This is a genomic window from Hyphomicrobium sp. MC8b (assembly GCF_905067615.1).
GTDB lineage: Bacteria > Pseudomonadota > Alphaproteobacteria > Rhizobiales > Hyphomicrobiaceae > Hyphomicrobium_B.
The window spans coordinates 1,248,701-1,273,523 of the sequence record NZ_LR898465.1; the positions used below are offsets into that span (position 1 = coordinate 1,248,701).

General features: G+C 60.7%; 22 protein-coding genes. 7 read left to right on the forward strand and 15 right to left on the reverse strand.

The window, feature by feature from the left end; all coding sequences use genetic code 11:
• Nucleotides 1-52: 52 nt before the first annotated feature.
• Entirely contained in the window at nucleotides 53-301 is a 249-nt protein-coding gene (locus tag ACLB1Z_RS06095; protein WP_024275499.1) for a hypothetical protein, read from the reverse strand.
• Nucleotides 302-660: 359 nt separating this feature from the next.
• Here ACLB1Z_RS06095 and ACLB1Z_RS06100 point away from each other — a divergent pair, with 359 nt between their 5' ends.
• Nucleotides 661-2,745 (forward strand): elongation factor G, encoded by a 2,085-nt coding sequence (locus ACLB1Z_RS06100; RefSeq protein WP_409562503.1) that lies wholly within the window; start codon nucleotides 661-663, stop codon nucleotides 2,743-2,745.
• A 106-nt stretch (nucleotides 2,746-2,851) separates the two neighbouring features.
• On the opposite strand, the gene ACLB1Z_RS06105 is transcribed toward ACLB1Z_RS06100, so the two are convergent.
• The 7 genes from ACLB1Z_RS06105 to ACLB1Z_RS06135 all read right to left on the reverse strand — a co-directional run bounded on the left by ACLB1Z_RS06105 (nucleotide 2,852) and on the right by ACLB1Z_RS06135 (nucleotide 11,029).
• Nucleotides 2,852-3,163: a formate dehydrogenase subunit delta gene (locus ACLB1Z_RS06105; RefSeq protein WP_409562504.1), complete on the reverse strand. Its 312-nt coding sequence runs from the start codon at nucleotides 3,161-3,163 to the stop codon at nucleotides 2,852-2,854.
• A 37-nt stretch (nucleotides 3,164-3,200) separates the two neighbouring features.
• The gene (gene fdhD, locus ACLB1Z_RS06110) at nucleotides 3,201-4,019 is read right to left on the reverse strand and encodes a formate dehydrogenase accessory sulfurtransferase FdhD (RefSeq protein ID WP_409562505.1); all 819 of its coding nucleotides are present in this window, start codon (nucleotides 4,017-4,019) and stop codon (nucleotides 3,201-3,203) included.
• A 35-nt stretch (nucleotides 4,020-4,054) separates the two neighbouring features.
• Nucleotides 4,055-6,952 carry a formate dehydrogenase subunit alpha gene (gene fdhF / locus ACLB1Z_RS06115; protein ID WP_409563234.1) on the reverse strand — a complete coding sequence of 966 codons (2,898 nt, stop codon included), beginning with the start codon at nucleotides 6,950-6,952 and terminating at the stop codon, nucleotides 4,055-4,057.
• A gap of 57 nt (nucleotides 6,953-7,009) precedes the next feature.
• Nucleotides 7,010-8,575 carry a formate dehydrogenase beta subunit gene (locus ACLB1Z_RS06120; RefSeq protein WP_409562506.1) on the reverse strand — a complete coding sequence of 522 codons (1,566 nt, stop codon included), beginning with the start codon at nucleotides 8,573-8,575 and terminating at the stop codon, nucleotides 7,010-7,012.
• Nucleotides 8,572-9,099: a formate dehydrogenase subunit gamma gene (locus ACLB1Z_RS06125; protein ID WP_013946617.1), complete on the reverse strand. Its 528-nt coding sequence runs from the start codon at nucleotides 9,097-9,099 to the stop codon at nucleotides 8,572-8,574. The genes ACLB1Z_RS06120 and ACLB1Z_RS06125 overlap by 4 nt, the downstream gene beginning before the upstream one ends.
• 203 nt (nucleotides 9,100-9,302) lie before the next feature.
• Nucleotides 9,303-10,208, reverse strand: coding sequence for a LysR family transcriptional regulator (locus ACLB1Z_RS06130; RefSeq protein ID WP_409562507.1), 906 nt, complete (start codon nucleotides 10,206-10,208; stop codon nucleotides 9,303-9,305).
• 80 nt (nucleotides 10,209-10,288) lie between these two features.
• A complete protein-coding gene (locus tag ACLB1Z_RS06135) occupies nucleotides 10,289-11,029 on the reverse strand; it encodes an SDR family NAD(P)-dependent oxidoreductase (protein ID WP_409562508.1) in 741 nt (246 codons plus the stop codon).
• Nucleotides 11,030-11,558: 529 nt separating this feature from the next.
• Between ACLB1Z_RS06135 and ACLB1Z_RS06140 the strand changes: the two genes are divergently transcribed.
• From ACLB1Z_RS06140 to ACLB1Z_RS06150, 3 genes are all read left to right on the forward strand, one after another.
• Complete coding sequence (locus tag ACLB1Z_RS06140; RefSeq protein ID WP_409562509.1) at nucleotides 11,559-13,475, forward strand: EAL domain-containing protein; 1,917 nt, start codon at nucleotides 11,559-11,561, stop codon at nucleotides 13,473-13,475.
• Nucleotides 13,476-13,593: 118 nt separating this feature from the next.
• Entirely contained in the window at nucleotides 13,594-14,451 is an 858-nt protein-coding gene (locus tag ACLB1Z_RS06145) for a TIGR01459 family HAD-type hydrolase (protein WP_409562510.1), read from the forward strand.
• 31 nt (nucleotides 14,452-14,482) lie between these two features.
• Nucleotides 14,483-14,881 (forward strand): YybH family protein, encoded by a 399-nt coding sequence (locus ACLB1Z_RS06150; RefSeq protein ID WP_409562511.1) that lies wholly within the window; start codon nucleotides 14,483-14,485, stop codon nucleotides 14,879-14,881.
• Between the two features lie 27 nt (nucleotides 14,882-14,908).
• Here ACLB1Z_RS06150 and ACLB1Z_RS06155 read toward each other — a convergent pair whose 3' ends face one another.
• Nucleotides 14,909-15,907, reverse strand: a complete 999-nt coding sequence (locus ACLB1Z_RS06155) for an NAD(P)H-quinone oxidoreductase (protein ID WP_409562512.1) — start codon at nucleotides 15,905-15,907, stop codon at nucleotides 14,909-14,911.
• A 157-nt stretch (nucleotides 15,908-16,064) separates the two neighbouring features.
• Between ACLB1Z_RS06155 and ACLB1Z_RS06160 the strand changes: the two genes are divergently transcribed.
• Complete coding sequence (locus ACLB1Z_RS06160) at nucleotides 16,065-16,256, forward strand: DUF1192 domain-containing protein (RefSeq protein ID WP_409562513.1); 192 nt, start codon at nucleotides 16,065-16,067, stop codon at nucleotides 16,254-16,256.
• Nucleotides 16,257-16,626: 370 nt separating this feature from the next.
• The gene (locus ACLB1Z_RS06165; protein ID WP_013946624.1) at nucleotides 16,627-17,175 is read left to right on the forward strand and encodes a DUF1465 family protein; all 549 of its coding nucleotides are present in this window, start codon (nucleotides 16,627-16,629) and stop codon (nucleotides 17,173-17,175) included.
• Nucleotides 17,176-17,263: 88 nt separating this feature from the next.
• On the opposite strand, the gene rpmE is transcribed toward ACLB1Z_RS06165, so the two are convergent.
• On the reverse strand, nucleotides 17,264-17,488 hold the full coding sequence (gene rpmE, locus ACLB1Z_RS06170; RefSeq protein ID WP_013946625.1) for a 50S ribosomal protein L31: 225 nt from the start codon (nucleotides 17,486-17,488) through the stop codon (nucleotides 17,264-17,266).
• 274 nt (nucleotides 17,489-17,762) lie between these two features.
• Between rpmE and ACLB1Z_RS06175 the strand changes: the two genes are divergently transcribed.
• Nucleotides 17,763-19,586, forward strand: a complete 1,824-nt coding sequence (locus ACLB1Z_RS06175; protein ID WP_409562514.1) for an ABC transporter transmembrane domain-containing protein — start codon at nucleotides 17,763-17,765, stop codon at nucleotides 19,584-19,586.
• A 309-nt stretch (nucleotides 19,587-19,895) separates the two neighbouring features.
• Here the strand turns inward: ACLB1Z_RS06175 and ACLB1Z_RS06180 are convergent, their stop codons facing one another.
• From ACLB1Z_RS06180 to ACLB1Z_RS06200, 5 genes are all read right to left on the reverse strand, one after another.
• Nucleotides 19,896-20,924, reverse strand: coding sequence for a peptidoglycan -binding protein (locus ACLB1Z_RS06180; protein WP_013946628.1), 1,029 nt, complete (start codon nucleotides 20,922-20,924; stop codon nucleotides 19,896-19,898).
• 3 nt (nucleotides 20,925-20,927) lie between these two features.
• Nucleotides 20,928-21,980: a hypothetical protein gene (locus ACLB1Z_RS06185; protein ID WP_013946629.1), complete on the reverse strand. Its 1,053-nt coding sequence runs from the start codon at nucleotides 21,978-21,980 to the stop codon at nucleotides 20,928-20,930.
• Between the two features lie 119 nt (nucleotides 21,981-22,099).
• The gene (locus ACLB1Z_RS06190; protein ID WP_409562515.1) at nucleotides 22,100-22,894 is read right to left on the reverse strand and encodes an inositol monophosphatase family protein; all 795 of its coding nucleotides are present in this window, start codon (nucleotides 22,892-22,894) and stop codon (nucleotides 22,100-22,102) included.
• A gap of 88 nt (nucleotides 22,895-22,982) precedes the next feature.
• Nucleotides 22,983-24,065, reverse strand: coding sequence for an SEL1-like repeat protein (locus tag ACLB1Z_RS06195; RefSeq protein ID WP_409562516.1), 1,083 nt, complete (start codon nucleotides 24,063-24,065; stop codon nucleotides 22,983-22,985).
• Entirely contained in the window at nucleotides 24,062-24,709 is a 648-nt protein-coding gene (locus tag ACLB1Z_RS06200) for a thiamine phosphate synthase (RefSeq protein ID WP_409562517.1), read from the reverse strand. The genes ACLB1Z_RS06195 and ACLB1Z_RS06200 overlap by 4 nt, the downstream gene beginning before the upstream one ends.
• Between the last annotated feature and the right edge of the window lie 114 nt (nucleotides 24,710-24,823).

Below are 24,823 nucleotides of genomic sequence, written 5' to 3' on the forward strand. Positions count from 1 at the left end.
TTCGGTCGCGCGCTTGAAAATTCGATCGGCAACTTGGTGGCTTGCCGAAGCCTTACGCCGGAGTCGCGCCGTGCGGCATGAACCGTTCGGCGAACCAATCCCAAGCATGGGCGAGCTGGCTCGTAATCGGTTTGCCATCGACTGCCGGGACGACCGGCCGCCAGATTGCAATTTCTGTCGCTGGCTGCGCTTTAAATTCGAAAACCGTCGGCTCGGCGCCGAAGGTCTCGGGGAGTTGTTCCTCGGCGGCCATGACGTATCCGGCGGCGTTAGCCGCGGACATCAGTGTTTCGATACTCATAACCTTGCCTCGCATTTCTGGGCCAAATCCCTCTGGCCCATCCCGCATCTCTCGCCAGTACCCCTAGAACGCGCGAAACACCGGAAGAGTTCACAATGCGACGAATATAAAGTTATTCAAGTTATTTTTCGCTTTCGAACTCCGTTCGACAAACATGCGCCGCAAAGTAGGTTTGGCAGCGCAAAATAAATCTCCCTCGAATTGTCTTTATATCGCGTTGCAATAGAAGCCTTCACAAAACTGTGCGGCGAAGATCGTTGTGCTGTCCGATCTTTGGAGCGAGCATCGCCAGAGCCGCTCCCTTCCGAGGTGCGGGGTGCGGCCGGTAAAGGTCGCGCGCCTCGCAATCGGAGGCAATCATGACAAGCTCAGATGGCCCAAAAGGCGGAAACGGCACTCAAAGTGGTAGAGGCGGGGTCCGGGGCGCGCGATGCGTGGCGCTCATCGGACCCTTTGCAAGTGGTAAGACCACACTTCTCGAAGCGATCCTGGCGCGAACCGGTACGATTTCTCGGGCCGGATCGATCTCAGCGAAATCGACGGTGGGAGACAGTACCCCGGAGGCTCGCGACCACGTAATGAGCGTTGGGCTCAATGTTGCGGAAGCTTCGTTTCTCGGAGAGCAATACACTTTCATCGACTGTCCAGGCTCGGTCGAATTCGCCTACGAGGGCGCGCTGGCGCTTCCAGCTTGCGACATGGCAGTCGTGGTGTGCGAGCCGGACCCGAAGCGCGTGTCAGCCTTACAGGTGATCCTGAAGCAGCTCGACGACGCCGGGGTGCCGCATCTGCTGTTCCTGAACAAGATCGACGCCTCGAGCGTGCCGGTCCGCGATGTCATTCCAAGTCTTCAGCCTGCAAGCGCCAAGCCCCTGGTTCTGCGCCAGATTCCGATCTGGGAAAACGGCATCGCGACGGGGTTCGTCGACCTCGCGTCCGAGCGTGCCTACGTCTATCGCGAGCATGCCGAAAGCAAAATTATCGAACTGCCGTCAGCCGTCGCCGCACGCGAGAAGGAGGCGCGGTTCCAGATGCTTGAAAAGCTCGCCGATTACGACGATGAGCTGATGGAGCAGTTGCTCGTTGATATTCCGCCGCCCAACGATCGGGTGTTTGAGGATCTGACGAAGGAATTGCGCGACGGACTGATCTGTCCGGTGCTGCTCGGCTCAGCGGAGCATGGGCACGGCATTCTCCGGCTTTTGAAAGTGTTGCGGCACGAATGCCCGACCGTTGAAGACACCGCCAAACGGCTGAAGCTCGATGGTGCGAAATCTGCGGCCTACGTGTTCAAGAGCGTGCATACGAAGGCGGGTGGTAAGCTGTCGTTCGCGCGCGTTTTTGCCGGTGAGATCGCCGACGGAGCGACCGTGACGGGTGCGCAAGGGCAGGAGGAGCGTGTCGCCGGCGTCTTCAGCATTCGCGGGGAAGAAACTTCTAAGCGTGGTACGGCGAAAGCCGGAGAAACGGTGGCGCTGGGGCGGCTCGATTCCATCAGGTCCGGCGAGACGATTGCGGTTGGGAAGTCGGCGGCGGCGCAGGTGGCGATTGTGAAAGCTCCACAGGCGGCATTGGCGATTGGTCTCGGACTCAAGGATCGCAAGGACGAAGTGAAGCTGTCATCGGCCGTTGCGAAGCTGACGGACGAAGATCCCTCACTGACGCTCGAACACAACGCCGACATGCATCAAATCCTGCTGCATGGTCAGGGCGAGATGCATCTGCGCGTGGCGCTCGAACGCTTGATGCGCAAGTACGGCATCGACGTTACGCGCGAGAAGCGACGCGTCGCCTACAAAGAGACAATCCGCACGGCGACGGAGGTGCGGGCGAGGCACAAAAAGCAATCCGGCGGACACGGGCAGTTCGGCGACGTGAAACTCGACATCCGACCGATGCCGCGATCAAGTGGAGTTGCGTTCGACGACAAGATCACGGGCGGCGTCATTCCGAAGAACTTCATTCCTTCGGTCGAAATTGGCGTGCGCGATTATTTGAGCGAAGGGCCGCTCGGGTTTCCGGTGGTCGATGTCGCGGTGACGCTAACTGACGGCTCATTCCATTCGGTCGATTCTTCCGACATGGCGTTTCGTCAGGCCGGACGATTGGCGATGACGGAAGGTATGCCGAAGTGCAATCCCGTGCTGCTCGAACCGATTATGGCCGTGTCGATTGCGGTGCCGTCGGAAGCAAACGCGCGGATCAACGGCATCATCTCGCAGCGGCGCGGGCAGATCCTGGGGTTCGATGCGCGTTCGGGCTGGCCGGGATGGGATGTGATTGAGGCGCATATTCCGGAAGCGGAAATGGACAACCTGATCATCGACCTGAGGTCAGCGACGGCAGGCGTCGGCTCGTTCACGTTCGGTTTCGATCATCTGGCGGAAGTGTCCGGGCGGCTGCGCGATCAGGTGCTGGCTGCAAGCCGGGCCGCTGCAGAGTGAATTGCCACGTTTGAAACTCAAAAGGCGGCGTGTCGTTCCACGCCGCCTTTTTTAGTGCTGGGTCTTGGAGAGGGCATAATCGCTTCCCAAATCGTGGCGCGGCTTCTCAGCCCGCGTCGCCGCCGCCGCTGGCGGTGCTCGGCATAGCGCCTTTCGGCGCGACTTTGTCTTTGTTCTGCACGACGGCCTGCTTCACCGGCGATTTCGGGCCTTTGTAATAAGCAGCCATGGCTTCGAGGAAGAGAGGCGAAAGGTCCTTTCCACCAGCGTCGATGTAGGACTTCAACTCGTTGCGCATCCGCGGTTCCCAGAAATTGTGGATGTGCATCGCGATGCCGTCGATCGCTTCCTGCTTCGGATATGACTCGAAATAAGCGGCAATTTGATTGGTCATGCGGATGATGTCGGAGCTTTGCATCGTCAGGTAATTTTCTGGTTGTTGGATGGGAAAGCGTTCAACGATTAAAGATGACAGGGCCGCCAGGGCCGAGTGCGGCGAGGAAGAGATTGGCGTTCGTCGCCAGTTCGAGGGCGAGTGCGGTCGGCGCCGAGACGGTGACGAGCGCACCGATGCCTGCCGTGACGGTTTTCTGCACAAGCTCGAAGCTGCAGCGGCTGGTCATCAGCACAAAGCCTTCGCTGCGGTCGATGTTCTGCGTGTAAAGCGCGCCGATGAGCTTATCGAGGGCGTTGTGGCGGCCGACATCTTCGCGGACGAGCTTGATCTCCCCGTCCTTCGACACCCAAGCCGCGCCGTGGACGGAGCGGTTGAAGCGGTTCATCTGCTGCTGATCCGATAAGTTCTGCGCGGCGCGGCGGATGGCATCCGGCGATGGCGACCATGAGCGATGCACCGGTTTCAGCGGACGAACGGCGGACTCGATTTCTTCGACGCCGCAAAGGCCGCATCCGGTGCGGGCTTCGATCGTGCGTCGCGACAGGCGCGTCGAGTCGATCGCGTCTTCCGGCACGGCGACATCAACCGCCATGCCGCCGTCGACCGGCATCACCAGGACTCCCTGGATTTTGCTCGGATCCGGCACGATGCCTTCGCCGACGAGAAAGCCGATGGCGAAGTCGCGCAGGTTTGCCGGCGTCGACATCATCACGGTGTACGGCGACGAGTTAATCTGCAACGCAACCGGCGTTTCCTCCGGCAGTTGCCACGTGATCGTGTGCGTGCCTGACGCCGTCGTCTGCTCGCCGGAGGCGGGGCGCGAACACAGGCCCGCGCCGCCCGCTGGCTGAGATACGGCTTTGGGCATGACATTCATTGCAGTCAACTCCGGGAGGGTCGGCTGAGAGGAAATTACTCCGCCGGCTCCAGCTTCTTGTCCTTGGAGATGCGCTTGTTCTCGAACTCGCGCTCCTGCCATTCCTCCTGCCACTCGGACGGGTGGTTGGAGACGTGAACCTGTACCGCCGTCACCTTATACTCGGGGCAGTTGGTCGCCCAGTCCGAGTTTTCCGTGGTGATGACGTTGGCGCCGGTCACGGGGTGGTGGAAGGTCGTATAGACGACGCCTTGCGGCATGCGATCCGAGACCTTCGCCGTTAACGTGGTGGCGCCGACGCGGCTTGCAAGAGACACTTTCATGCCGCTCTTGATGCCACGCACCTCCGCGTCGTGCGGATGAAGTTCGAGGATGTCCTCCGGGTGCCACGCGACGTTCTCCGTGCGCCGGGTCTGAGCACCGACATTGTACTGTGACAGGATACGTCCGGTCGTCAGGATCAGCGGGAAGTTGCGGTTGGTGCGCTCGGCGGTCGGGACGAAGCCCGTCAGCATGAAGCGGCCCTTGCCACGCGTGAACTCATCCGTGTGCATGACGGGCGTGCCGACAGGATGTTCTTCATTGCACGGCCACTGAATGGAGCCGAGCTCGTCGATGCGGTCGAACGAGACGCCTTCGAAGGTCGGCGTGACGCGGGCGATCTCGTCCATGATTTCCGACGCCGAATTGTAATGCATCGGATGACCCATCGCCGTTGAGAGGCGCGAGATGACCTCCCATTCCGCCATGCCCTGCTTTTCGCGCATGACCTTACGTACGCGGTTGATGCGCCGCTCAGCGTTCGTGAACGTGCCGTCTTTTTCGAGGAACGACGTGCCGGGCAGGAAGACGTGAGCGAAGGCGGCCGTCTCGTTCAGGAACAAGTCCTGCACGATGACGATGTCCATCGATTCCAGCGCGTGCTCGACATGATGCGTGTTCGGATCCGACTGGGCGATGTCTTCGCCCTGGATGAACATGCCCATGAACGTGCCGTCAGAAGCCGCGTCGAACATGTTGGGAAGACGCAGACCCGGTTCCGGATCAAGCTTGGTGTTCCATTCCTTCTCGAAGATCGTGCGCACTTCGGCGTTCGAGACGTGGCGGTAGCCGGGGAACTCGTGCGGGAACGAGCCCATGTCGCATGAGCCTTGCACGTTGTTTTGGCCGCGCAACGGGTTCACGCCGACGCCTTCGCGGCCGATGTTGCCGGTCGCCATTGCGATGTTGGCCATGGCCATGACCATCGTCGAGCCTTGGCTGTGCTCGGTCACGCCGAGGCCGTAGTAAATCGCAGCGTTGCCGCCGGTCGCAAAAAGGCGCGCGGCTTCGCGAACCATTTGCGCCGGAACGCCAGTAATGTGCTCGGTCGCTTCGGGGGAATTTTCAGGGCGCTTGATGAATTCTTCCCAGCGATAGAAATCAGCGGGTTCGCAACGACGTTTGACGAACTTGGTGTCGATCAGATTTTCGGTCGCGATCACGTGACCGATCGCGTTCATGACCGCGACGTTGGTCGAGGGTTGAAGCTGAAGATGGTAGGCCGCCTCAACGTGTGGCGAGCGCACGATATCTGTGCGACGGGGATCGACGACAATCAGCTTGGCGCCTTCGCGGATGCGCTTCTTCATGCGCGAACCAAAGACAGGGTGACCGTCGGTCGGGTTGGCGCCGACGACCATGATGACGTCCGTTTTATCGACGCTCTTGAAGTCTTGTGTTCCGGCGGATTCACCGAACGTCTGCTTCAAGCCGTAGCCCGTCGGCGAGTGGCAGACACGGGCGCAGGTGTCGATGTTGTTGGTGCGGAAGGCACCACGAACCAGACGCTGCACGGCGTAGACTTCCTCGTTCGTGGTGCGCGAGGAAGTGATGCCCCCGATGGAATCCTTGCCGTATTTCTCTTGCGTGTCCTTGAGACGCTTCGCGGCATAGCTGATGGCTTCGTCCCACGACACGGCTTGCCACGGATCGGTGATCTTTTCGCGGATCATCGGCGTCAACACGCGATCCTTGTGCGTCGCGTAACCGAACGCGAAGCGGCCCTTGACGCAGGAATGGCCTTCGTTGGCACCGCCGTCCTTGTAGGGCATCATGCGGACGACTTCCTCGCCGCGCATTTCAGCCTTGAACGAGCAGCCGACGCCGCAATAAGCGCACGTCGTGACGAGCGAATGCTCAGGCTGACCGTGATCAAGAACGGACTTCTCGATGAGCGTTGCTGTCGGGCAGGCCTGGACGCAGGCGCCACAGGAGACGCATTCCGACGACAGGAATTCTTCGTCCATACCGGCAGAAACGTGAGAAGCGAAACCGCGGCCATCGATCGTCAAGGCGAACGTGCCCTGCACTTCCTCGCAAGCGCGAACGCAGCGCGAGCAGACGATGCACTTCGACGGATCGAACTGGAAGTAGGGATTCGACTTGTCTTTCGCCTTGAAGCGGTCGTTGGCTTCGCCGTCTTTCGTTTTGGCGAAAACGTGGTTCTCGCCGTCGTAGCCATAGCGGACTTCGCGCAGGCCGACTGCACCCGCCATGTCCTGCAGCTCGCAGTCGCCGTTGGCGCCGCAGGTCAGGCAGTCAAGCGGATGGTCGGAGATGTAAAGCTCCATCACGCCACGACGGAGGTTGGCGAGACGAGCATTTTGCGTCGTGACCTTGATGCCGGGCGCGACGGGCGTCGTGCAGGACGCAGGCGTTCCCTTGCGGCCCTCGATCTCGCACAAGCAGAGACGACACGAACCCCACGGGTCGAGGCTGTCTGTGGCGCAGAGCTTCGGAATTTGAATGCCGAGCTGCATCGCGGCATTCATGATCGACGTGCCTTCGGGCACCGTGATCTCGCTGCCGTCGATTTCGAGCGTCACCATTTTGGTGGCTTCGTGAACATCGGGCGTAGGCGTGCCGAAGTCGGTCTCTTTGATGAGAGTCATCGGCTTGATATGCTGGTTCATCGAGCGTCCTCTTGGAGGTCAGCTGATCCTGAAACTTTATTCTGCGGCATCTGCGAGAAATTTATTAGGCGACGGCTTGTGGAAGTCTTCCGGAAAGCCACGCACCGCGCTCATGACAGGGAACGGCGTGAGGCCGCCCATTGCGCAGAGCGAGCCGTCGGTCATCGTTACGCACAAGTCTTCAAGCAGCGCCAAGTTCTTGTCGCGGTCGACGTCGTCGATGATGCGGTCGATCACCTCGACGCCGCGCGTCGAGCCGATCCGGCACGGCGTGCACTTGCCGCAGCTTTCGATTGCGCAGAATTCCATCGCGAAACGTGCCTGCTTTGCCATGTCGACCGTGTCGTCGAAAACGACAAGGCCGCCGTGGCCGACCATGGCGTCGACTTTGGCGAATTCTTCGTAATCCATCGGCACGTCGAACTTCGATGCCGGGATGTAGGCACCGAGCGGACCACCTACCTGGACAGCGCGGACGGGACGTCCCGTCGCGGTACCGCCGCCCCAGTCTTCGATCAACTGACGCGTGGTGACGCCGAACGCTTTCTCGACGAGGCCGCCCTGCTTGATGTTGCCGCCGAGCTGGAAGGCGAGCGTGCCGCGCGAGCGGCCGACGCCGTAGTTCTTATAGAACTCGCCGCCCTTCGACAGGATGATCGGCACGGCCGCGAAGCTCATCACGTTGTTGATGATGCTCGGTTTTCCGAACAGGCCTTCAATGGCGGGGATCGGCGGCTTGTAGCGAACGATGCCGCGTTTGCCCTCGATGCTTTCGAGCATCGACGTTTCCTCGCCGCAGATGTAAGCGCCGGCACCCATCCGGACGAAGAGATCGAACGAATAGTTCGTGCCCTGGATGTTATTGCCGAGCCAATTGGCTTGGCGTGCGATTTCGATGGCTTCGCGCAGCACGTGCACCGAATGGGGATATTCGGAACGCACGTAGATGTAGCCCTTCTGGGCACCGCCCGCGACAGCGGCGATGGTCATGCCTTCGATCAGGCAGAAGGGGTCGCCTTCCATCAGCATGCGGTCGGCGAAGGTGCCGCTGTCGCCTTCGTCGGCGTTGCAGACAACGTACTTTTCGCCCGGCGGAAGGTCGTGAACGGTCTTCCATTTGATGCCGGTCGGGAAGCCTGCGCCGCCGCGGCCGCGAAGACCCGACGCCGTCACTTCGGTGACGACATCCAGCGGCTTCATCTGCAAGGCTTTTGCAAGCCCCTCATAGCCGCCGTGGGCACGATAGTCTTCGATGGAAAGCGGATCGGTAATGCCGCAACGCGCAAACGTCAGCCGTTCCTGGCTCTTGAAATAGGGAATCTCTTCAGTCCGGCCGTGGCCGAGACGATGGGATTTGCCTTCGAGGAAGCCAGCTTCGAAAAGGCCGGCGACATCGCCCGGCATCACCGGACCGTAGGCGACGCGGCCATCCGCCAACTCGACCTCAACGAGCGGCTCAAGAAAGAGCATGCCGCGCGAGCCGTTGCGGACGATCTGAATATCGAGGTTGCGAGATTTTGCCTCTTTGGTGATCGCAGCTGCGACTTCGTCGGCGCCGACGGAGAGCGCTGCAGCGTCTCTTGGAACGAAGACCCTGATCATTCTGCAGCTTCCTTGTCGAGGGCGCCGATAATTTCGTCGAAACGCTTAGAATCGACCATGCCATAAAGTTTTTCGCCGACCATGATGGCCGGCGATAGCGCGCAGTTCCCAAGGCAGAAGACCTGTTCGATGGTGACCGAACCATCGGCGGTGGTGCCGCCGAGTTTGGTGCCAAGCGATTGCTCTGCGTGCTGACAGAGCTTCTCAGTGCCCATCGATTGGCAGGCTTCGGCGCGGCAGATCTTGACGACGTGGCGGCCTACGGGATGGCGTTTGAATTCGTGATAGAAGGTCAACACGCCGTAGACCTCGGCGCGGGAGCGATTCAGTGCCTTGGCGATCACCGGCAGCGTCGCATCCGGCACGTAGCCAAGCTGATGCTGCAACTCGTGAAAAATCTCCAGGAGCTCGTCGGGCTTGTTGCCGTGACGGGCGCATACCGCCAAGGCCGCAACCTCAGCGGGGTCCATGACTGGCGTTGGCGCCGTCGAAGTGCCGTTGTTTTGACTGGCTTTCTTCGCCATGCGTGGCGTTTCCTCGGTATTGTTGGCGGTCTTTCGTGCCGCAGTGCGCACTTTGCCGCATAAACGGTTAAGTGGTTCAATCCGCACCTCGGTTCAAATCGATATAGTCGATATCCCTATAGACGCCGTCAATGATGCGGCGCAAAAACTAGGCCGAATGGCACAGTTTTGAGCATTTTTTCGGGCTAAGTAGCCGGAAAATTTCAGGAAATGCGTTTTGCAGAAAGAGCGGTCGCGGCCTCTCTGAAGGCCCGTACGAGCGGTGCAACGGGATCACGATCCTGTGTGATCATGCCGACGCTGTGCGCCACCTCAGGATCTACAAGAGGAATGGCTCGGATGCCGGGATCGTCGCCCAAGAGATTCAACAGATAGTGGGGCATGACGCTCGCCAGCCCCATGAGGCGGACGTTGGAATAGAGATTGATCACGGAGTTCGTTTCGAGCGCCGGTTCTGGGTGGCGGCCGGCGACCTCGAAAGCATGGTCGATGATGCGCCGGTTCTGCATGTTCGATGTCAGCAGGCCGAGTGGAAGCTCGGCTGCATCACGCCAGCTCACCGCCTCACGGTCGGCCAGCGGATGGTCTTCCGGAATAAAAAGACAGTAGCGCTCGACGTAGAGCGGGGTGGCGACGAGGCCATTGATCGGCTCGTTGTCGAGGTAACTGATCCCGGCATCGATTGTATACTCGTTGAGGCCGCGCAGGATTTCCTCGGAACTCATCGACATGATCGTGAAGTTGATCTGCGGATGTAGGCGCTGCACGTCGCGCGTCAGATAGGGCAGAATCGGCAGCGCCGACGGAATGGCGCCGAGAACCAGGCGGCCAGTCAGGCCGAAATCGCTGATCGCAAGCTGCGCCAGCTCCTGATGCATCGAAGCCCAATTGTTGAGAATGAGCTGCGCCCACTTGAGGACACGTTCGCCTTCCTGAGTCAGACCCTGATAGCGTTGGCCGCGTTCGACGATGGGCACGCCGAGTTCAAGCTCAAGCTGGCGGATGCGGCCAGAGAGCGTCGGCTGCGTGACGTTGCAAGCCTGGGCAGCGCGCGTGAAATGCTTTTCGCGCGCCAGTGCAACGAGATATTGAAGCTGGCGGATATCCATTTTCGACGCTCTCGCTTGAGAGAGCGCCGGTTATCGGGGTTTCGCCGGGCAAAAGCAAATCGCGCACTGAGGGCCGGATTTCAGACGTCAATTCCGGTGGCGTCGAAGACGTGGCCTGAAAGTGTGCGGCCGCGGCGGGAAGCCAGGTGCAGCGCGAGAGAAGCGACGTCGGGTTCGCTGGCGAGATAGGCTCCGCCGCGGCCGTCGAAGAAGGCGCGGGGGCCAACACCGTTGATGCGAACGCCCTTATCGGCCCAGGCGCGGGCTTCCTGCGCGATCATCGCGGCGAGTGCCGTCCGGATGACGCCGCAGATCGCGGCCGAGCGGGCATCGCGGGGTTCTGGCATGTTGACGACGTTGAGGACGAGGCCTTCGCTCATGACGAGGCACATGCGATTGGCGATCACCCGGGTAAGCTGGGCGAGGGGTGCAAGCTTTGATTCTATAAGGGCTTCGAGATCGGCATCGTCGTCGATGGCATCGATCTCGTCGGCCGAAATCGACGTCATGTTAATGGCGGCGTCGAGACCGCCAAAAGCCTGAGCCGAGGTTTGGGCGAAGCGCGCCGCGGAATTTGCAGTCGAAATATCGAGAGTATGGAGGCGAATCTCGCTAGCGCTCTGGGATAGGAAGGCGAACAACTCAACGAGTTCCGGCGACAACTCGGCGGTATGGGCGACAAGGCGGACGTTGAGATCGGCAAATGTCCGGGCGACGTCGATGCCCGAGTTTCCGGTGAGGCCGGTGATAAGGATGCGCGCCCGCGATAACTCACTCGAAACTTCTTCTTCGACGCTGGTACCAACTCGATCCATGTACATGGCGCTCTTCCCCTCCTGACAACACGCTGAACCGGCGAACGCGAGAGGCGCCGTCGGCAGGATGATAGCACGCCGATTCGCCTAACGAGACCTAAACAGCCAGCCGATTCGGGTTTGGGGGAGACGGGTCAAGGGCGCTTTTGAGACTATGCACCGCGCCACGCGTTATAAGGCTGTGACCCTGACGCCCCGCACAGGCATCCATCTGCCCTTAGTGCGGGCGGAGGGTGGAAAAGGTGGTGATAGTTCGAGGCGCGCACGTTGCGCCGCGTTTCACGCCTCTGCGAAGGTTGAGACTGACGAATCGACTAGCTGCTTGGATAAGATGACAAAACAGGACAACTCGAAGCCGCAAGCCAGTGTCGCGCCTGCCGACACGGCTGCACCATCGCCGGCTCTTGTGCCTGGTCCCGCTTTTGGGCCTGGTCCGGCTCCAGGACCTGCTCCGGCAAATGGGCCGCCTGCTCCAAGCGCCGCTGCACCATCCCAGGATTCGCCTCGCGAGGTTAAATCGCGGGATGGGCTGATCGTGGCGTCAATCGTCATCGCTTCCGTTGCCGTGGCGGTGATGTGCTTTGCCCAGCTCGGGCTGGCGCTTCCTGTTGCCGGCGCCGTGGGCGTCGTAACGCTGGCGCTGTTGATGCTTATTCATAAGCAGATGCAGAAGTCGGCGCAGATCGCTCAGCTGAAGGCGGAGCTGGCCCAAAGCCGCCTTGCCGGCCGGCCGAAAGGCGGAATGCGTCCGGGCCCCGCTACCCAGCAGGCCCAAGCGCAGCCTCAATCATCGCAGAGCGCGACCGAAGCTCGGATTCGCGAATTGAGCCGTGACATCGGCAACCTTGTTCCGCGCTCGGATGTGGCGCCAGCCGGCGCTCAGGGTCCGACGCAACCGTTCGTCGGTCCGCTCGCGCCCGAGCAGGGGCCGCGGAAGGCGCAGCGCGCGCCGTTACCATCTATCGGTGAAGCAGCGGCGAAGTCGGCAAGCGAAGCGGGCGCCGGTCCGTCTCTGCAGGGACCGACTGTAAAGCCTCCGGTTTCGGCGCCGCCTGCCGACACGCAGTTCATGGGGCCGCAACCGCCGCAAGAGGATGCGCCGCGCGAGCAGTGGTCGTTCCGGCCTCGTACCGATGCCCAGGCGTCCGTGCAGGGCGCGTCGGCCGCGAGCAACGCCATGAACGGCAACGCACAGGCACCAGTCGCGACGACCATCGAGGGCGATCTCGAACTCGTGCAGCGTAAGATCAAGGAACTCGCTGACGAGGTGAACGCGGCGGAAGCATTGCGTCCCAAGCCGCAGCTCGTTGCGACTCGTCCGAGTGGACCGTCGAGCCCGCTGGAAGACTCCATCGGAGCGCTGCGCGCTGCTGCAAAGAGCATGCGCGGCAGGCCGTCTCTCGGCGATTTCATTCCGAAGTTCGAAACGCAGGCTGCCGAGCCGAAGCCCGATTCCCGACCACAGTCGATGCCTGCGCAGCCAGCTGCTGCTCCGGCGAACCCCGCAACGGGTTTCGGCGAGCTCGTCATTCCGGCGACGGCAGAAAGAATCGCGGGTTCGGATGCCGATGCGTCTGCCTCTGCTGCTCAACTATCAAATGCTGCTGAGCGCGATGTGGCACCTCCCAACCTTGAGCTGCCGCTTCCCGATTTCTCGCTGCCGTTGGGGCCGACCCTCCCGCCGCGTGCGGCTGCGATCAGCAGTGCTGTTGACGATGGAACCATCGACGTCTTGCTTGGGCCGATCGTGACGCTGTCGGAGCATTCAGTCAGCCACTACGAAATGACGGCGAACCTCGTTTCGCCGACGGGCGAGACACTCACCTTCAGCGAGGAGGATTTTGCGCTGATCGATGGTGAACGCGATGCGAAATTTGATATTGCGCGTCTCAATCGGGCCGCTGCGCTGGCGGCGCGGATGGATGCGCGTGATCGAGAAGGTTCGCTGCTCGCGGAATTTTTTGGCTCCTCGATGACGAGCAGGGCTTTTCTTGAAACCTTCGCGAACGCCTACGAAACGCGGCAGCGAATTTCGGCACAGCTCGTACTGACGTTTACGCAGCGTGCGGTCGACGCGTTCTCACCGGCGGCTTGGCAGGCCGTGCGCGATATGCACGCGTTCGGGTTCCGCTTTGCGCTCGACAAGGTTCGTCACGTGGGGACGGATTTCGCGGCGCTGCAGAGATCGGGCTTCCGCTTCGTTTGCATTGACGCTCAGACGCTGCTCAATGGGCTGGCCACACCAGAGCGGCTTGTGCCGGCCGAGGAAATTCTGCAGCGGGCGACGCTGGCAGGGCTTTCGATCATTGCGGCGGGCATTCAGGACGCAACAACGCAAAAGCGGCTGCTCGACGCCGGTGTGCTGTTAGGTCAAGGGCCGTTGTTTGGAGCGCCGCGACAGGTCAACGTCGACGGCGGCGCGGGGCCGTCCGATCAATCGGCGGCGGCTTGAGATAGCGTAGCGAAGTTAATGACTGTGACGACGGCGCCGGATGACAGTCCGGCGCCGCGTCGTTTATAGGGCCGTTTATCGGGGCCGCAGAGCGCGCGCTCCATGTAAAGGCCTGCCGATGACCGACATTCCCGTTCTCTCGTCCATTGCGCCGTTCGCGGAAACATCCGAGCTCTGGTTCGTCGATATCTGGGGCGTGATGCACAACGGCGTGCGGCCGTTCGCGTCGTCGGTGGCGGCGTGCGAGGTTTTTCGCAAGCGGGGTGGAACAGCACTGTTGGTGACGAACTCGCCGCGGCCGCGGGAGAGCGTGGGCAAGCAGCTCGATAGCATCGGCGTATCGCGCGATGCTTATGACGGCATTGTCAGTTCGGGAGACGTGTCGCGCAGTCTCATCGACGCGTGGGCGGGGCGGCCTATTTTGCACATCGGGCCGTCGCGCGATCTGCCGATCTTCGCGGGGTTGAAGGCTCAGCCCGGCGCGACCATCGAGGATGCCGAAGTTTCGGTCTGCACCGGTCTTTACGACGACGAGACGGAAACGCCGGATAGTTACGCCGCGATTTTGGAGAAGCTTCGTGCGCGCGATGTGCCGATGATCTGCGCCAATCCGGATTTGAAGGTCGAACGTGGTGGCCGCATCATCTATTGCGCCGGTGCGATTGCGGCGGCTTATACGGCGCTGGGCGGTACAGTGAGCTACGCTGGGAAGCCATACCAGCCGATCTATGACCTCGCGCTCAAGATCGGCGCAGAGAAGCGCGGCGGAGCGGTCGGTAAGGATCGGGTGTTGGCGATTGGGGACGGCGTGGCGACCGACATTGCGGGAGCGGCTGCATTCGGTATCCGTTCCGTGTTTATCGCGAGCGGAATTTCCGTGCGGGCTGACGAAACGATGGACCATGCGGCGCGGCGCCTGTTCGCAAACGACGGCGCCGCGAAGCCGGTTGCGGTGATGAAAGATTTTGTTTGGTAGCTACGGCTCAGCAATACCGAACGGGACGGAAATGTCGGATCACGAATTGAAGCGCGTTATCGAGGCCGCCGATGAGGCAATCATGGCGGAAGATTTCGACGCGGTGAAGGACTTCTACCACGATCACGCAACGCTTGTCGTCAGGCCAGGATTGAATGTCTCGGGCAAAGCAGACATCCGCAAGGCGTTTGTCGCGATTGCCGATCACTTCAACCATTCGCTTAAAATTACTCAAGACAAGATGAAGATTATCGAGGCCGGCGATGCGGCCCTTGTCATCGCGGAGGCGATTTTGACGACGTCGGGCGCCGATGGCACAGAGACAACGCTGGTCAGACGATCGACTTATGTCTTCCGCAAGAACGCTGGCGGTAAGTGGCTTTGCGTCATCGACAACTCCTATGGGACCGAGCTTCTGGATGAGGCTTAGGCCCGGATCCACTGGTAAAATTAAGTCTCACAAAATCGTCAAAACGATTTTGCCGATGTGGGCGCCGCTGTCGATGCGTTTGTGGGCTTCAGCGGCGTCGGCCAGCGGGTACGTGCTGTCGAGCGGGATTTTGATCTTGCCGGCAACGATCAAGGGCACGACGTTTTCGGCGATCGCGTTCGCAATCTCGCCTTTCACTTCGTTCGAACGAATGCGCAGCGTCGAGCCCGTCAGCGTAAGGCGCTTCAGCATTACGCGCATGAAGTCGACTGTTGCGGTAGAGCCTTTCTGGAACGCGATGTTGACGAGACGGCCATCGTCGGCGAGCGAGCGAATGTTTTTCTCGATGTAATCGCCGCCAACCATATCGAGGATGACATTGACGCCTTTGCCTGCCGTCTCGGTCTTGATGACTTGAGCGAAATCCTGAGTGCGATAGTTGATCGCGATGTCGGCGCCGAGCTTGCGGACTTCTTCGCATTTCTCGTCGGAGCCAACGGTCGTGAAAACCGTGGCGCCGAATGCTTTGGCAAGCTGAATGGCAGTTACGCCGATGCCGCCGCTGCCGCCATGAACGAGAAATTTCTCGCCGGCCTTCAATTGTCCGCGCTGAAAGACGTTGTGCCAGACAGTGAAGAAGGTCTCAGGGATGGCAGCCGCTTCAACGAAAGAAATAGCATCCGGCTTAGGGATGCAGGCGAGTTCCGATACCGCTGCATATTCGGCGTAGCCGCCGCCGGGCACGAGGGCCAGTACGGCGTCGCCGACGGCGAAGCGTTTCGCGCCTTCGCCCAATGCGGCGATGGTGCCGGAGACTTCGAGGCCGGGGAGTTCGGAATGGCCTTTCGGCGGGGGATAATTTCCCTGCCGCTGCATTACATCCGGCCGATTGATGCCTGCTGCTGCAACCTTGATCAACACTTCGCCTGCCTTCACCTTGGGTAGCGGCAGTTCCGTCATCGTCAGGACTTCGGGGCCGCCGGCTCCGTTGATCGCTACGGCTTTCATCGTAGTGGGAAGGCTCATCACGTTTGCTCTCTTGGTATTTTGGCTGGCGAGAGGAATGCACCGCAAGCGCCGCCGGGGCAAGGCGGGATGGAGACGCGCCCTCTCTGCTGCATCCGATCTCGACCCGCGGCGGCATCTTCAATAGAGTGGGCGCATAAGAGCCGGAGGACGCGTCATGGACCTCGACGATCTGTTGCCGCCGAAAAAACCAAAGGATACAGCAATCGGTGAAAGCCTCGAAACGCTGTCGGTCGCAGAGCTCGAAAAACGGATCGCAGATCTTGAAGCGGAGATCGTTCGGGTGCGTGCGGAAGTCGATCGCAAGAAGCGTCACGAAGAGGCGGCGCGCGCGCTTTTTAAATCGTAAAGTGCGCTCTAACGATCAATTTGAATTACGCTGCATACTGTCCAATTTTGGGATTCGATGAATTTGGCGCTGCTGTTTCGAATCCTAACAGCGCATCACTCCGCTCACGTTTCCACTTAACTGAACCTTAAGCATATTGCTGCACTTTCGGTGTTAATCCAGGCCATCTGGATCGTGGCGGCCCCTCTGCCGCCTCATTTGACGCCTCCCTGTTGACTTTCGAGCCGCCCTAACGGAGCGGCTCTTTTTTTGCACTGTCCACAACATGATTGGAAACGCCCCGTTTTGGGCGAGGTTGTTAACTATGGTGCTCTAGTGTCGGTTCGTGGTAGCAGTTGCACACGGGTAAGCGTTTGTATCGTTGAGGGTCATGAGTAACGTATATCGCGTGGATGGCGCGCCGTCTGGCGGCGCCACAACGGTCTCGTTCGGAGAGCGGTTTCAGTCCTCCGAACAGTTCGACCACATCTTCAAAGAAGGCATGGCGCTCGTAGAGCGCACAGCCAGTTATCTTGACGGTCCGGGCCGCAAGGAAGCAAAGGCGCTCGCTGGCGGGGTCGGCGTCCTTTATGCAACCGAAAGCATGCGCCTGACGACGCGGCTGCTGGATCTGGCTTCGTGGCTTCTCATTCGCCGTGCGCTTCGAGAAGGTGAGATTACCGAGGACGAAGCGCGCAAGAAGCGGCGTCGCGTGAAGTTGCAGGCCTTCGGCCGCCCGGCGCACGTCAAGGGCTATTCGGAGCTCCCGATGGGCCTGCAGAGCCTGATCGAGGAAAGCTTCGCTCTGCACGATCGCATCTCACAGCTCGATCGCATTCTGACGACGCCGTCGGCAGCAGACGCGCCGGAAGCAGCGGTTAATCCGGTTGCGCATCAGGTCGGTTTGCTGGAGCGGGCGTTCGCTGCAAAAGTCAGCTGAGCGCGACGACAGTTCGAAAATCAAAAAGGCCCGCTCGATGAGAGCGGGCCTTTTGATTTCTGACGATACGTTCGATCGCGAAAAGCGATCAGAACATGCCTTCGAACTTCTTCTTGAAGCGCGACAGGCGGCCGCCACGGTCCATCAACTTCGCATCGCCGCCAGTCCAAGCCGGGTGCGTGTTCGGGTCGATGTCGAGGGTGAGCGTGTCGCCCTCCTTGCCGTACGTCGAGTACGTCATGAACTGAGTGCCATCCGTCATGACCACCTTGATCTGGTGGTAGTCGGGGTGGAGATCGGCGTCTTTCTTCATAGCCTTTGGTCCGTCTGGTAATACGTTTATCACGGCGAAGCCCTGAAGAGCTCCGGCCCCGGTCTTGACAAAGAGGGGACTGAATTGCCGCGTTGTTTAGCCGAGATAGCTATCCCGCACAAGCCGCAGTGCGTCGCAAACCTAAGCAAATCGTAATTTTCTTAAGGCCAAACAGCGTCCCATTGCCACTTGAGCCCGTGGCTGCGGTGGGGCATGGTCCCCGCGGCTTGAGGGTCGAAACATCTTGTTTCCCCACGACTTGGACCAGAACCCCATGAGCAGCGACGTTGCAGACCAGAGCCCTGAGCGGGCTCAACCTACGGATGAACCTTCCCGGGAACGCCGGCGCATGTCGCTTAAGCCTTTGAAGACACTGATGCCCTTGATCACCGCGCATAAGGGTGCGCTCTGGGGCGCCATTATCGCCCTGGTCGTTTCGGCGCTTGCCATGCTGTCGGTTCCGCTCGCCGTCAGGCGTATGATCGACAAGGGTTTTGCCGGCAACGATTCCGCGCTCATTAACAGCTACTTCCTGACGCTCATCGGCATCGGCCTCATCATCGCGATCGCGAGCCCGGCACGCTATTATTTCGTCAACTGGATCGGCGAGCGGGTGGTTGCCGATTTGCGCTCGAAGGTTTTCGCGCAACTCGCGAAGCTCGGACCGGCCTATTTCGATGTCAATCATTCCGGCGAGATCATGAGCCGCCTGACGGCGGACACCACGCAGATCAAAGCCGTTGCCGGCTCGTCGCTGAGCCAAGCGGCGCGCAACTCGATCATGCTGGTCGGCGCGCTGATCATGATGTTCATCACCAGCACCAAGCTTTCGCTGCTGGTGTTTTTGGCGATCCCGGTCATCGTTCTGCCGCTCGTCGGCTTCGGGCGGCTTGTGCGCCGCCTGTCACGCGAGGCGCAGGATACGCTCGGCGATTCATCGGCCTACGCGGCCGAGAACCTTGCCGCCTACCGGACGATGCAGGCCTACGTCAACGAGAAGGCCGTGACGGATCGGTACGACCGTTCGGTGGAGCGGACGTTCGCTGCGGCACGTCGGCGGATGCGGGCTCGTGCGGCGCTGACGGGCATCGCCATCTTCCTGACGGTAGCAAGCATCACGGCCGTGCTCTGGTACGGCGCATCGGCGGTGATTGCCGGTGACATGACCGGCGGCCGGCTTGGGCAGTTTGTGCTTTACGCGCTGTTTGCTGCGGCATCTCTCGCAGAAGTCTCGGAAGTCTGGGGTGAGATCAGCCAAGCAGCCGGCGCTGCGGAGCGCCTCTCTGAGATGATGGCGACGGTGCCGGAAATCCGTTCGCCGGAGAAGCCGACGCCGCTGCCGGAGCCCGCAATCGGCAGCGTTGCGTTCGAAAACGTATCGTTCGCGTATGCGGCGCGCAAGGGCGATAAAGCGCTCGATGGTGTTTCATTCCGCGCCGAACCGGGCGAGACGCTGGCGCTCGTCGGCGCCTCGGGGGCGGGCAAGACCACGATCTTCAATCTGCTTCTGCGCTTCTATGATCCCGATACGGGCATCGTTCGCGTTGATGGCGTCAACGTCAAGGATGCCGACCTCTCGGCGCTGCGCAATCGCATGGCGCTCGTACCGCAGGACGTTGCGCTGTTCGCCGATACGGTTGCCGAAAACATTCGCTATGGCACGCCCGGCGCGACGCTGTCGGAAGTGCGGCGCGCGGCGGCCGCGGCTCAGGCCGACGAATTCATTCGCCGTCTTCCGGATGGATACAACACCCGTCTCGGCGAACGCGGCACATCGCTTTCGGGCGGTCAGCGTCAACGCATCGCCATTGCACGCGCTATTCTGAAAGATGCGCCGATCCTGCTGCTCGACGAGGCGACGAGCGCGCTCGATGCGGAAAGCGAAGGCGCTGTGCAGCGAGCGCTTGAAGACCTGATGAAGGACCGGACGACGATCGTCATCGCGCATCGCCTGGCGACAGTGCAAAAGGCGGACCGGATTCTCGTCATGGAAAACGGCCGTATCGCCGAAGCCGGTACGCATAGCGAGCTGGTACGGCGCGGCGGAATCTATGCGCATCTCGCCGAACTTCAGTTCGGACGCGAGGCGGCGGAGTAGGCCGAACGGCGGATCTGCGAGTTAACCGGCCGTTAATGTCTGTGAACTGATTATCAACGATCTGTCCGCCTGCTGATAATTAGTATCATGAAGACGCTCACGGTCATCGTTATCGGGTTCGGAGTTTTTGCGTACGACATCGCGTTCAACAACGGCGAGATCGTGCATTGGGTCGGGTCGTTTCTCGGACTTGCCTGAGTGAAAACAGCCAAACTGCTCTGACGCATGCGGCTACGCACGGACGTAGTGGCTGCCGCTTTTTGATTGAGTTCAGCGACGCACGCGTTTCGCGCGCCGGCCGCCAGGCTTTTATCTGTTCGTCAGCTTCAGCTCGATGCGACGGTTCTTCTGGTAGGCTTCTTCCGTGTGGCCGGGATCGACCGGCTGGAATTCGGCATAGCCTGCTGCGACGAGGCGGTCGGCGGGGACGCCGCGCGAGACGAGATATTTCACCACCGATGCGGCGCGGGCCGTCGAGAGTTCCCAGTTCGAAGCGAATTGCGAATTTGAAATCGGGCGCGCGTCGGTGTGGCCGTTGATTTGAAGAGCCCAATCAATGTCGGGCGGAATTTCTTTCTGCAATTCGACGATGGCTTCGGCGATCTGGTCCATCGCCGCCATGCCTTCGGGCGTCAGCGTTGCGGAGCCCGATGGGAACAGCACTTCAGATTCGAAGACGAAACGGTCGCCGACAACGCGGATGTCTTTGCGATCTTTCAGCAGCGTGCGTAAGCGGCCGAAAAAGTCGGAGCGATAGCGCTTCAACTCCTGCACCTGCTGGGCAAGGGCCGTGTTCAGACGGGCGCCGAGATCTTTGATGGTCTTGTCGCTTTCGGCGCCTTTTTTCTCCGAGGCTTCGAGTGCGTCATTCAAAGCTGCGATCTGGCGGCGAAGCGCAACGAGCTGCTGGTTCAAAAGATCGACTTTCGACAACGCTTCGTTCGAAAGGTTCTTCTGCTTGTCCAGCGCCGCCGTTAATCCGGCAATCTGACCTTCGGCCGATTTGGCGCGCTCGTCGGCGCCAAGGCCTGCGCCCGTCAGTTTTTCGTTCTCGGCTTTGAGTGTGGAGAGCGTGGCTTGCAGAGCCGCGAGTTCATCCTGCGCCGATTGCGATTTGCCTTTTTCCAGCGACAGCATCGACGTCAATTCACTGATCTGGGCAGTGAGGCGCTGAAGGGCGGAATCTTTGCCGGTGACTTCCTGGGCGGAGAAATACTGCGCGATCATGAAGATCGACATCAGCAGCGTCACGACGAGGAGCAGCGTCGAGAGCACGTCGACGTAGGCGGGCCAGAACTCGCCGTATTCGCCACCGCGGCGGGAGCGTCCGCGCGCCATTGGTTAGCCCCCGCGCTTCATCGCATCGGCGAGGCTGCGCAGCATGCTGGCGACCTCTTGCTGCTGCTGAGCTTGCTCATCGACCCATTCGCGGACGACCTTTTGTTCGGTGCGCATCTGCGTCACGAGCTGGTTGACGCCGCGCGCGAGGTCACGAACGTCCTCTTGAGCTTGACCGGCGGCCTTTGCTGTCGTTGGCGCGGGCTGGTCGGTCAAACGATTGGTGAAGTCTTCGAGCGAACGCTGCATGTCGACGACGGCGGACAGAAGCTGGCGGTTGACGTAGTCGCTCGACGACACGCCGCCGGCAGGCGTCAGCTCAGTAATGCCCGAGAGCCATTCTTCCAGCTCGTTATAGAAGCGATTGTGCGCGTGGTTTGCCTGCAATTCGAGAAAGCCGAGAATGAGCGAACCGGACAGGCCCAGAAGCGATGACGAGAAGGCCGTTCCCATGCCCCTCAGCGGCGCGGCGAGGCTTGCTTTCAAGTCGCTGAAGAGCTGAACGTTGTCGGTCGCCTTGCTGTCGAGGGTGTCGATGGCGTGGCCAACCGACTGAATGGTTTCGAGCAGACCCCAGAAGGTGCCGAGCAGGCCGAGGAACACGAGTAACCCGACGAGGTAGCGGCCGGTGTCGCGGGCTTCATCGAGGCGCGAGCCGATCGAATCCATGAACGAGCGCATTGCGGCCGTTGATAGCGAGATGGTGCCGGTGCGATCGCGCAGCATCGTCGCCATTGGGGCGAGCAGCACGGGGCGGGCGCTGATCGACAGGCCTGGATCGGAAATACGGAAGGCGTTCACCCAGCGGATTTCCGGATAGAGCCGGAAGACTTGGCGATAGGCGTAGATAATGCCGAGAAAGAGCGTACCGAGGATCAGCCCATTCAGGCCTGGGTTGTTCAAAAACGAATGCTGCAACTGATCGAAGAGAATGGCGGCAAGAAAGCCGACCAAAGTCAGGAAAATAGTCATGCGCAGCAGAAAGACACCGGGCGGTGTCAAACGCCGCGATACCGGTGCGAGTGCCGAGGCATCGCCCGGGCGGATCTTGGCCATTCGTCGTCTCCGGAACGTCCCCGCTGTCCCCTATTGCGAGACCTTAGCGCAACGCTGTGTCATCGAAAACCGGCAACATCATGCCGGAGTCCCGGCTAGCCCAGGGCGTTCGGCGTGTGTCAGCCCTTTGTAAACAGCACAGAGCCGAAAGCTTTGTGAAGGTGGAGGTTGGCAGCCAGGACGTCGCCCGAGTCCAGCATCTTGTCGCCGCCCTTCAGGTCGCTGACGAAGCCACCGGCCTCGCGGACGATGACGATACCGGCCGCGACATCCCACGGTTGCAGATTGTGCTCCCAGTAGGCGTCGAAGCGGCCGGCGGCAACGAAGGCGAGATCGAGGGCGGCGGAGCCGGTGCGGCGGATGCCTGCGACTTCGCCCATCAGCATTTCCATCTCTTTGAGGAAACGCGGGTGCCCGGTGCGGCCACGGTGGGGAATGCCGGTCGTTACAAGCGCATCCGCGGGCGATTTGCGGGCGGCGACGCGGAGGCGGCGGTCATTCAGATAGGCGCCTTTGCCCTTTTCAGCGGTGAAAAGCTCGTCGCTCGCTGGATTGTAAATGACGCCCGCGACAAGCTGGCCTTCGCGTTCAAGGCCGATGGAAACGGCGAACATCGGGTTCGAATGCAGGAAATTGGTGGTGCCGTCGAGCGGATCGACGATCCAGCGGTGGGTCTTGTCGGCGCCGATGATCTCGCCGCGCTCTTCCATCAGGAAGCCGTAGCCGACGCGGGCCTTCGACAGCTCCTTAAAGATGATGTCTTCGGCTTTGTGGTCGGCGGCGGAGACGAAATTGGCAGGGCCTTTGATCGAGACCTGCAGGTGTTCGACCTCGCCGAAGTCGCGAACGAGGCTGCGTCCGGCTTTGCGCGCCGCGGAAATCATGACGTTCAGGGTCGGTGATACGTTGCTCATGTCGTGAGATCCGGAATCGGCGCGAGAAAAACTTCGAAGACGCGCGCTCTACCGGCTCTTCATAGTCATGGCAAGGCGGCGCAAAGCCTTAAGGCACTGCCGACATTTCCGGATCGACCGCGATACGGTCCATCCAGGCGGAAGCCTCGACCGCTGCTTTGAGGCGATCGGCCTTCGACATTTTCGCCAGAATGGCGTCGAATTCCTTGTCGACGAAGCCGTTTTTTTGCGCGATCAGGCGCCATTTCGCGGCTTCGATCGGGTCTTTCTTCACCTTGATGCCATCAAGGTAAACGTAGGCCAGTCGGTTCTGCGCGCCGGCGATGCCCTTTTCCGACGCTGCCTTGAGCAGAGCAGGGATCTTCACCTCGTCCTTCGTGAGGCCGAAACCCTGGAGGAGACGCACGGCATAGTCGTATTGCGCGACTGCGAGGCCTTGCTCGGAGGCGCGGGAGAGCCAGCGTGCCGCTTCCAGTGCATTGGCATCGACGCCGGTGCCCGTCTGATAAAGCTCGGCGAGGTCGTATTCGGCCTGTGGAACGCCTTTTTCGGCGGCGTAGCGAATGTGCTGGTAGGCGCGGATTGGGTTTAGCGGCTTGCCCGTGCCGTTGAGGAACAGCAGGCCGAGATTGTAGTTTGCGTCCGCGTTGCCGGAGAGGGCCGCTTTCTCGAACAGCTCGCCAGCCTGTGTGTAGTCTTTCTTGACGCCTTTGCCTTGAGCGTAGGCCATCCCGAGCGCGAAGGTGCCCTGGATGTCGCCCATGTCGGACGCCCGCTTGAAGTATTCGTTGGCTTTGCGCTGGTCTTTTTCGACGCCGAGGCCATCCTGGTAGATGCGGCCGATGAGAGTATTGGCTTGCGGTTCGCCCTTGGCGGCGGCTTCCTGCGCGAGCTTCAGCGCCGTTAGGTACTGGCCTTGGTCGAAGGCTGTGTAGGCGGCATCATCGCCGGTCGGGGGAACCAGCGAGGGAATGCGCGTTTTCATGCTCGCCGGTCCGGACGTGGAGGGCGGCTCGGCTTCCGACTTCTTGGGCGTCGGGGTGAGCTTGGGAACAACCGTCTCGTCGCGCGAAAACCACGAGCTGCTTTCGGCCGCTGCGGGAGCGGCGCTGAGAGCGAGTGCCCAACACAGTGCTGTTCCGACGAACGATCCAGACCGGAATAATCTCATGTCGCAGTCTCAGGGATTCGTAAGGCTTCTGAAAACGCGCGAACGCGGTCGGCTGCGTCTTTTGCCGTGTCGCTGCTTGTCACGCTGACAGACACGAAGTCGGCACCCACGACAGCCAATGCATGCGCGGCAATGCTATCGGGAACATCGAAGGCAACGCAGGGGACTTCGAATAGCTCACTCCACCAGACGATGAGATCGCGTTGGCGTTGCGCTGCCTTTTCCCGGTCTTCGACATGAGGGGGGATGCCGAAGGCGACGTAATCGGCGCCGCTTTCGCCAAGTTCCATCGCGTCGTGGCGGCTCCGTCCGGCATCGGCGCCGACGATGGCATCAGAGGCGGACTGGCGCGCAGTTTTGAATGAACGGATGATATCCTGTGACCAGATCAGATGAATGCCATCGGCGCCGAGCATATTGGTCTCGCCGGTCTCCGACGCGATGAGCACGGCGATGCCTTGTGCCTGCGCTAAGGCGATCAGCGGCCGCACTGTTTCGGAATCGATTTTCGCGCCTTGGCCGGGACGCAGCAGCACGCTTGCGACGGGCGCGGCCTCGATCGCTGCCGAAAGCACGCTTTTTGCCTGTGCGGCGGGCGTGTCGTCGATCTGAAAATCCAGATAAAGGCTGGCTGGGGTAGACACGCGCCAAAGACTCCAGTTTTTGAACGTTCAATTCCGTGCGGAATGCGGCGGAAACAAGAAGGCCGTCGATTGACCGGGTTTCGTCCACTGGGTTGCAGCAAACAGGGCTATACT

What these genes read in the sequence shown, in the direction of transcription:
- ACLB1Z_RS06100 (WP_409562503.1), top strand. Translation starts at nt 661, where the DNA reads ATGACAAGCTCAGATGGCCCAAAAGGCGGAAACGGCACTCAAAGTGGT.
- ACLB1Z_RS06130 (WP_409562507.1), bottom strand. Translation starts at nt 10,208, where the DNA reads ATGGATATCCGCCAGCTTCAATATCTCGTTGCACTGGCGCGCGAAAAG.
- fdhF (WP_409563234.1), bottom strand. Translation starts at nt 6,952, where the DNA reads ATGACTCTCATCAAAGAGACCGACTTCGGCACGCCTACGCCCGATGTT.
- ACLB1Z_RS06165 (WP_013946624.1), top strand. Translation starts at nt 16,627, where the DNA reads ATGAGTAACGTATATCGCGTGGATGGCGCGCCGTCTGGCGGCGCCACA.
- ACLB1Z_RS06185 (WP_013946629.1), bottom strand. Translation starts at nt 21,980, where the DNA reads ATGGCCAAGATCCGCCCGGGCGATGCCTCGGCACTCGCACCGGTATCG.
- ACLB1Z_RS06160 (WP_409562513.1), top strand. Translation starts at nt 16,065, where the DNA reads ATGGACCTCGACGATCTGTTGCCGCCGAAAAAACCAAAGGATACAGCA.
- ACLB1Z_RS06095 (WP_024275499.1), bottom strand. Translation starts at nt 301, where the DNA reads ATGAGTATCGAAACACTGATGTCCGCGGCTAACGCCGCCGGATACGTC.
- ACLB1Z_RS06150 (WP_409562511.1), top strand. Translation starts at nt 14,483, where the DNA reads ATGTCGGATCACGAATTGAAGCGCGTTATCGAGGCCGCCGATGAGGCA.
- ACLB1Z_RS06125 (WP_013946617.1), bottom strand. Translation starts at nt 9,099, where the DNA reads ATGGCGAAGAAAGCCAGTCAAAACAACGGCACTTCGACGGCGCCAACG.
- ACLB1Z_RS06145 (WP_409562510.1), top strand. Translation starts at nt 13,594, where the DNA reads ATGACCGACATTCCCGTTCTCTCGTCCATTGCGCCGTTCGCGGAAACA.
- ACLB1Z_RS06120 (WP_409562506.1), bottom strand. Translation starts at nt 8,575, where the DNA reads ATGATCAGGGTCTTCGTTCCAAGAGACGCTGCAGCGCTCTCCGTCGGC.
- ACLB1Z_RS06135 (WP_409562508.1), bottom strand. Translation starts at nt 11,029, where the DNA reads ATGTACATGGATCGAGTTGGTACCAGCGTCGAAGAAGAAGTTTCGAGT.
- fdhD (WP_409562505.1), bottom strand. Translation starts at nt 4,019, where the DNA reads ATGAATGTCATGCCCAAAGCCGTATCTCAGCCAGCGGGCGGCGCGGGC.
- ACLB1Z_RS06195 (WP_409562516.1), bottom strand. Translation starts at nt 24,065, where the DNA reads ATGAGATTATTCCGGTCTGGATCGTTCGTCGGAACAGCACTGTGTTGG.
- ACLB1Z_RS06190 (WP_409562515.1), bottom strand. Translation starts at nt 22,894, where the DNA reads ATGAGCAACGTATCACCGACCCTGAACGTCATGATTTCCGCGGCGCGC.
- ACLB1Z_RS06180 (WP_013946628.1), bottom strand. Translation starts at nt 20,924, where the DNA reads ATGGCGCGCGGACGCTCCCGCCGCGGTGGCGAATACGGCGAGTTCTGG.
- ACLB1Z_RS06155 (WP_409562512.1), bottom strand. Translation starts at nt 15,907, where the DNA reads ATGAGCCTTCCCACTACGATGAAAGCCGTAGCGATCAACGGAGCCGGC.
- ACLB1Z_RS06105 (WP_409562504.1), bottom strand. Translation starts at nt 3,163, where the DNA reads ATGCAAAGCTCCGACATCATCCGCATGACCAATCAAATTGCCGCTTAT.
- rpmE (WP_013946625.1), bottom strand. Translation starts at nt 17,488, where the DNA reads ATGAAGAAAGACGCCGATCTCCACCCCGACTACCACCAGATCAAGGTG.
- ACLB1Z_RS06175 (WP_409562514.1), top strand. Translation starts at nt 17,763, where the DNA reads ATGAGCAGCGACGTTGCAGACCAGAGCCCTGAGCGGGCTCAACCTACG.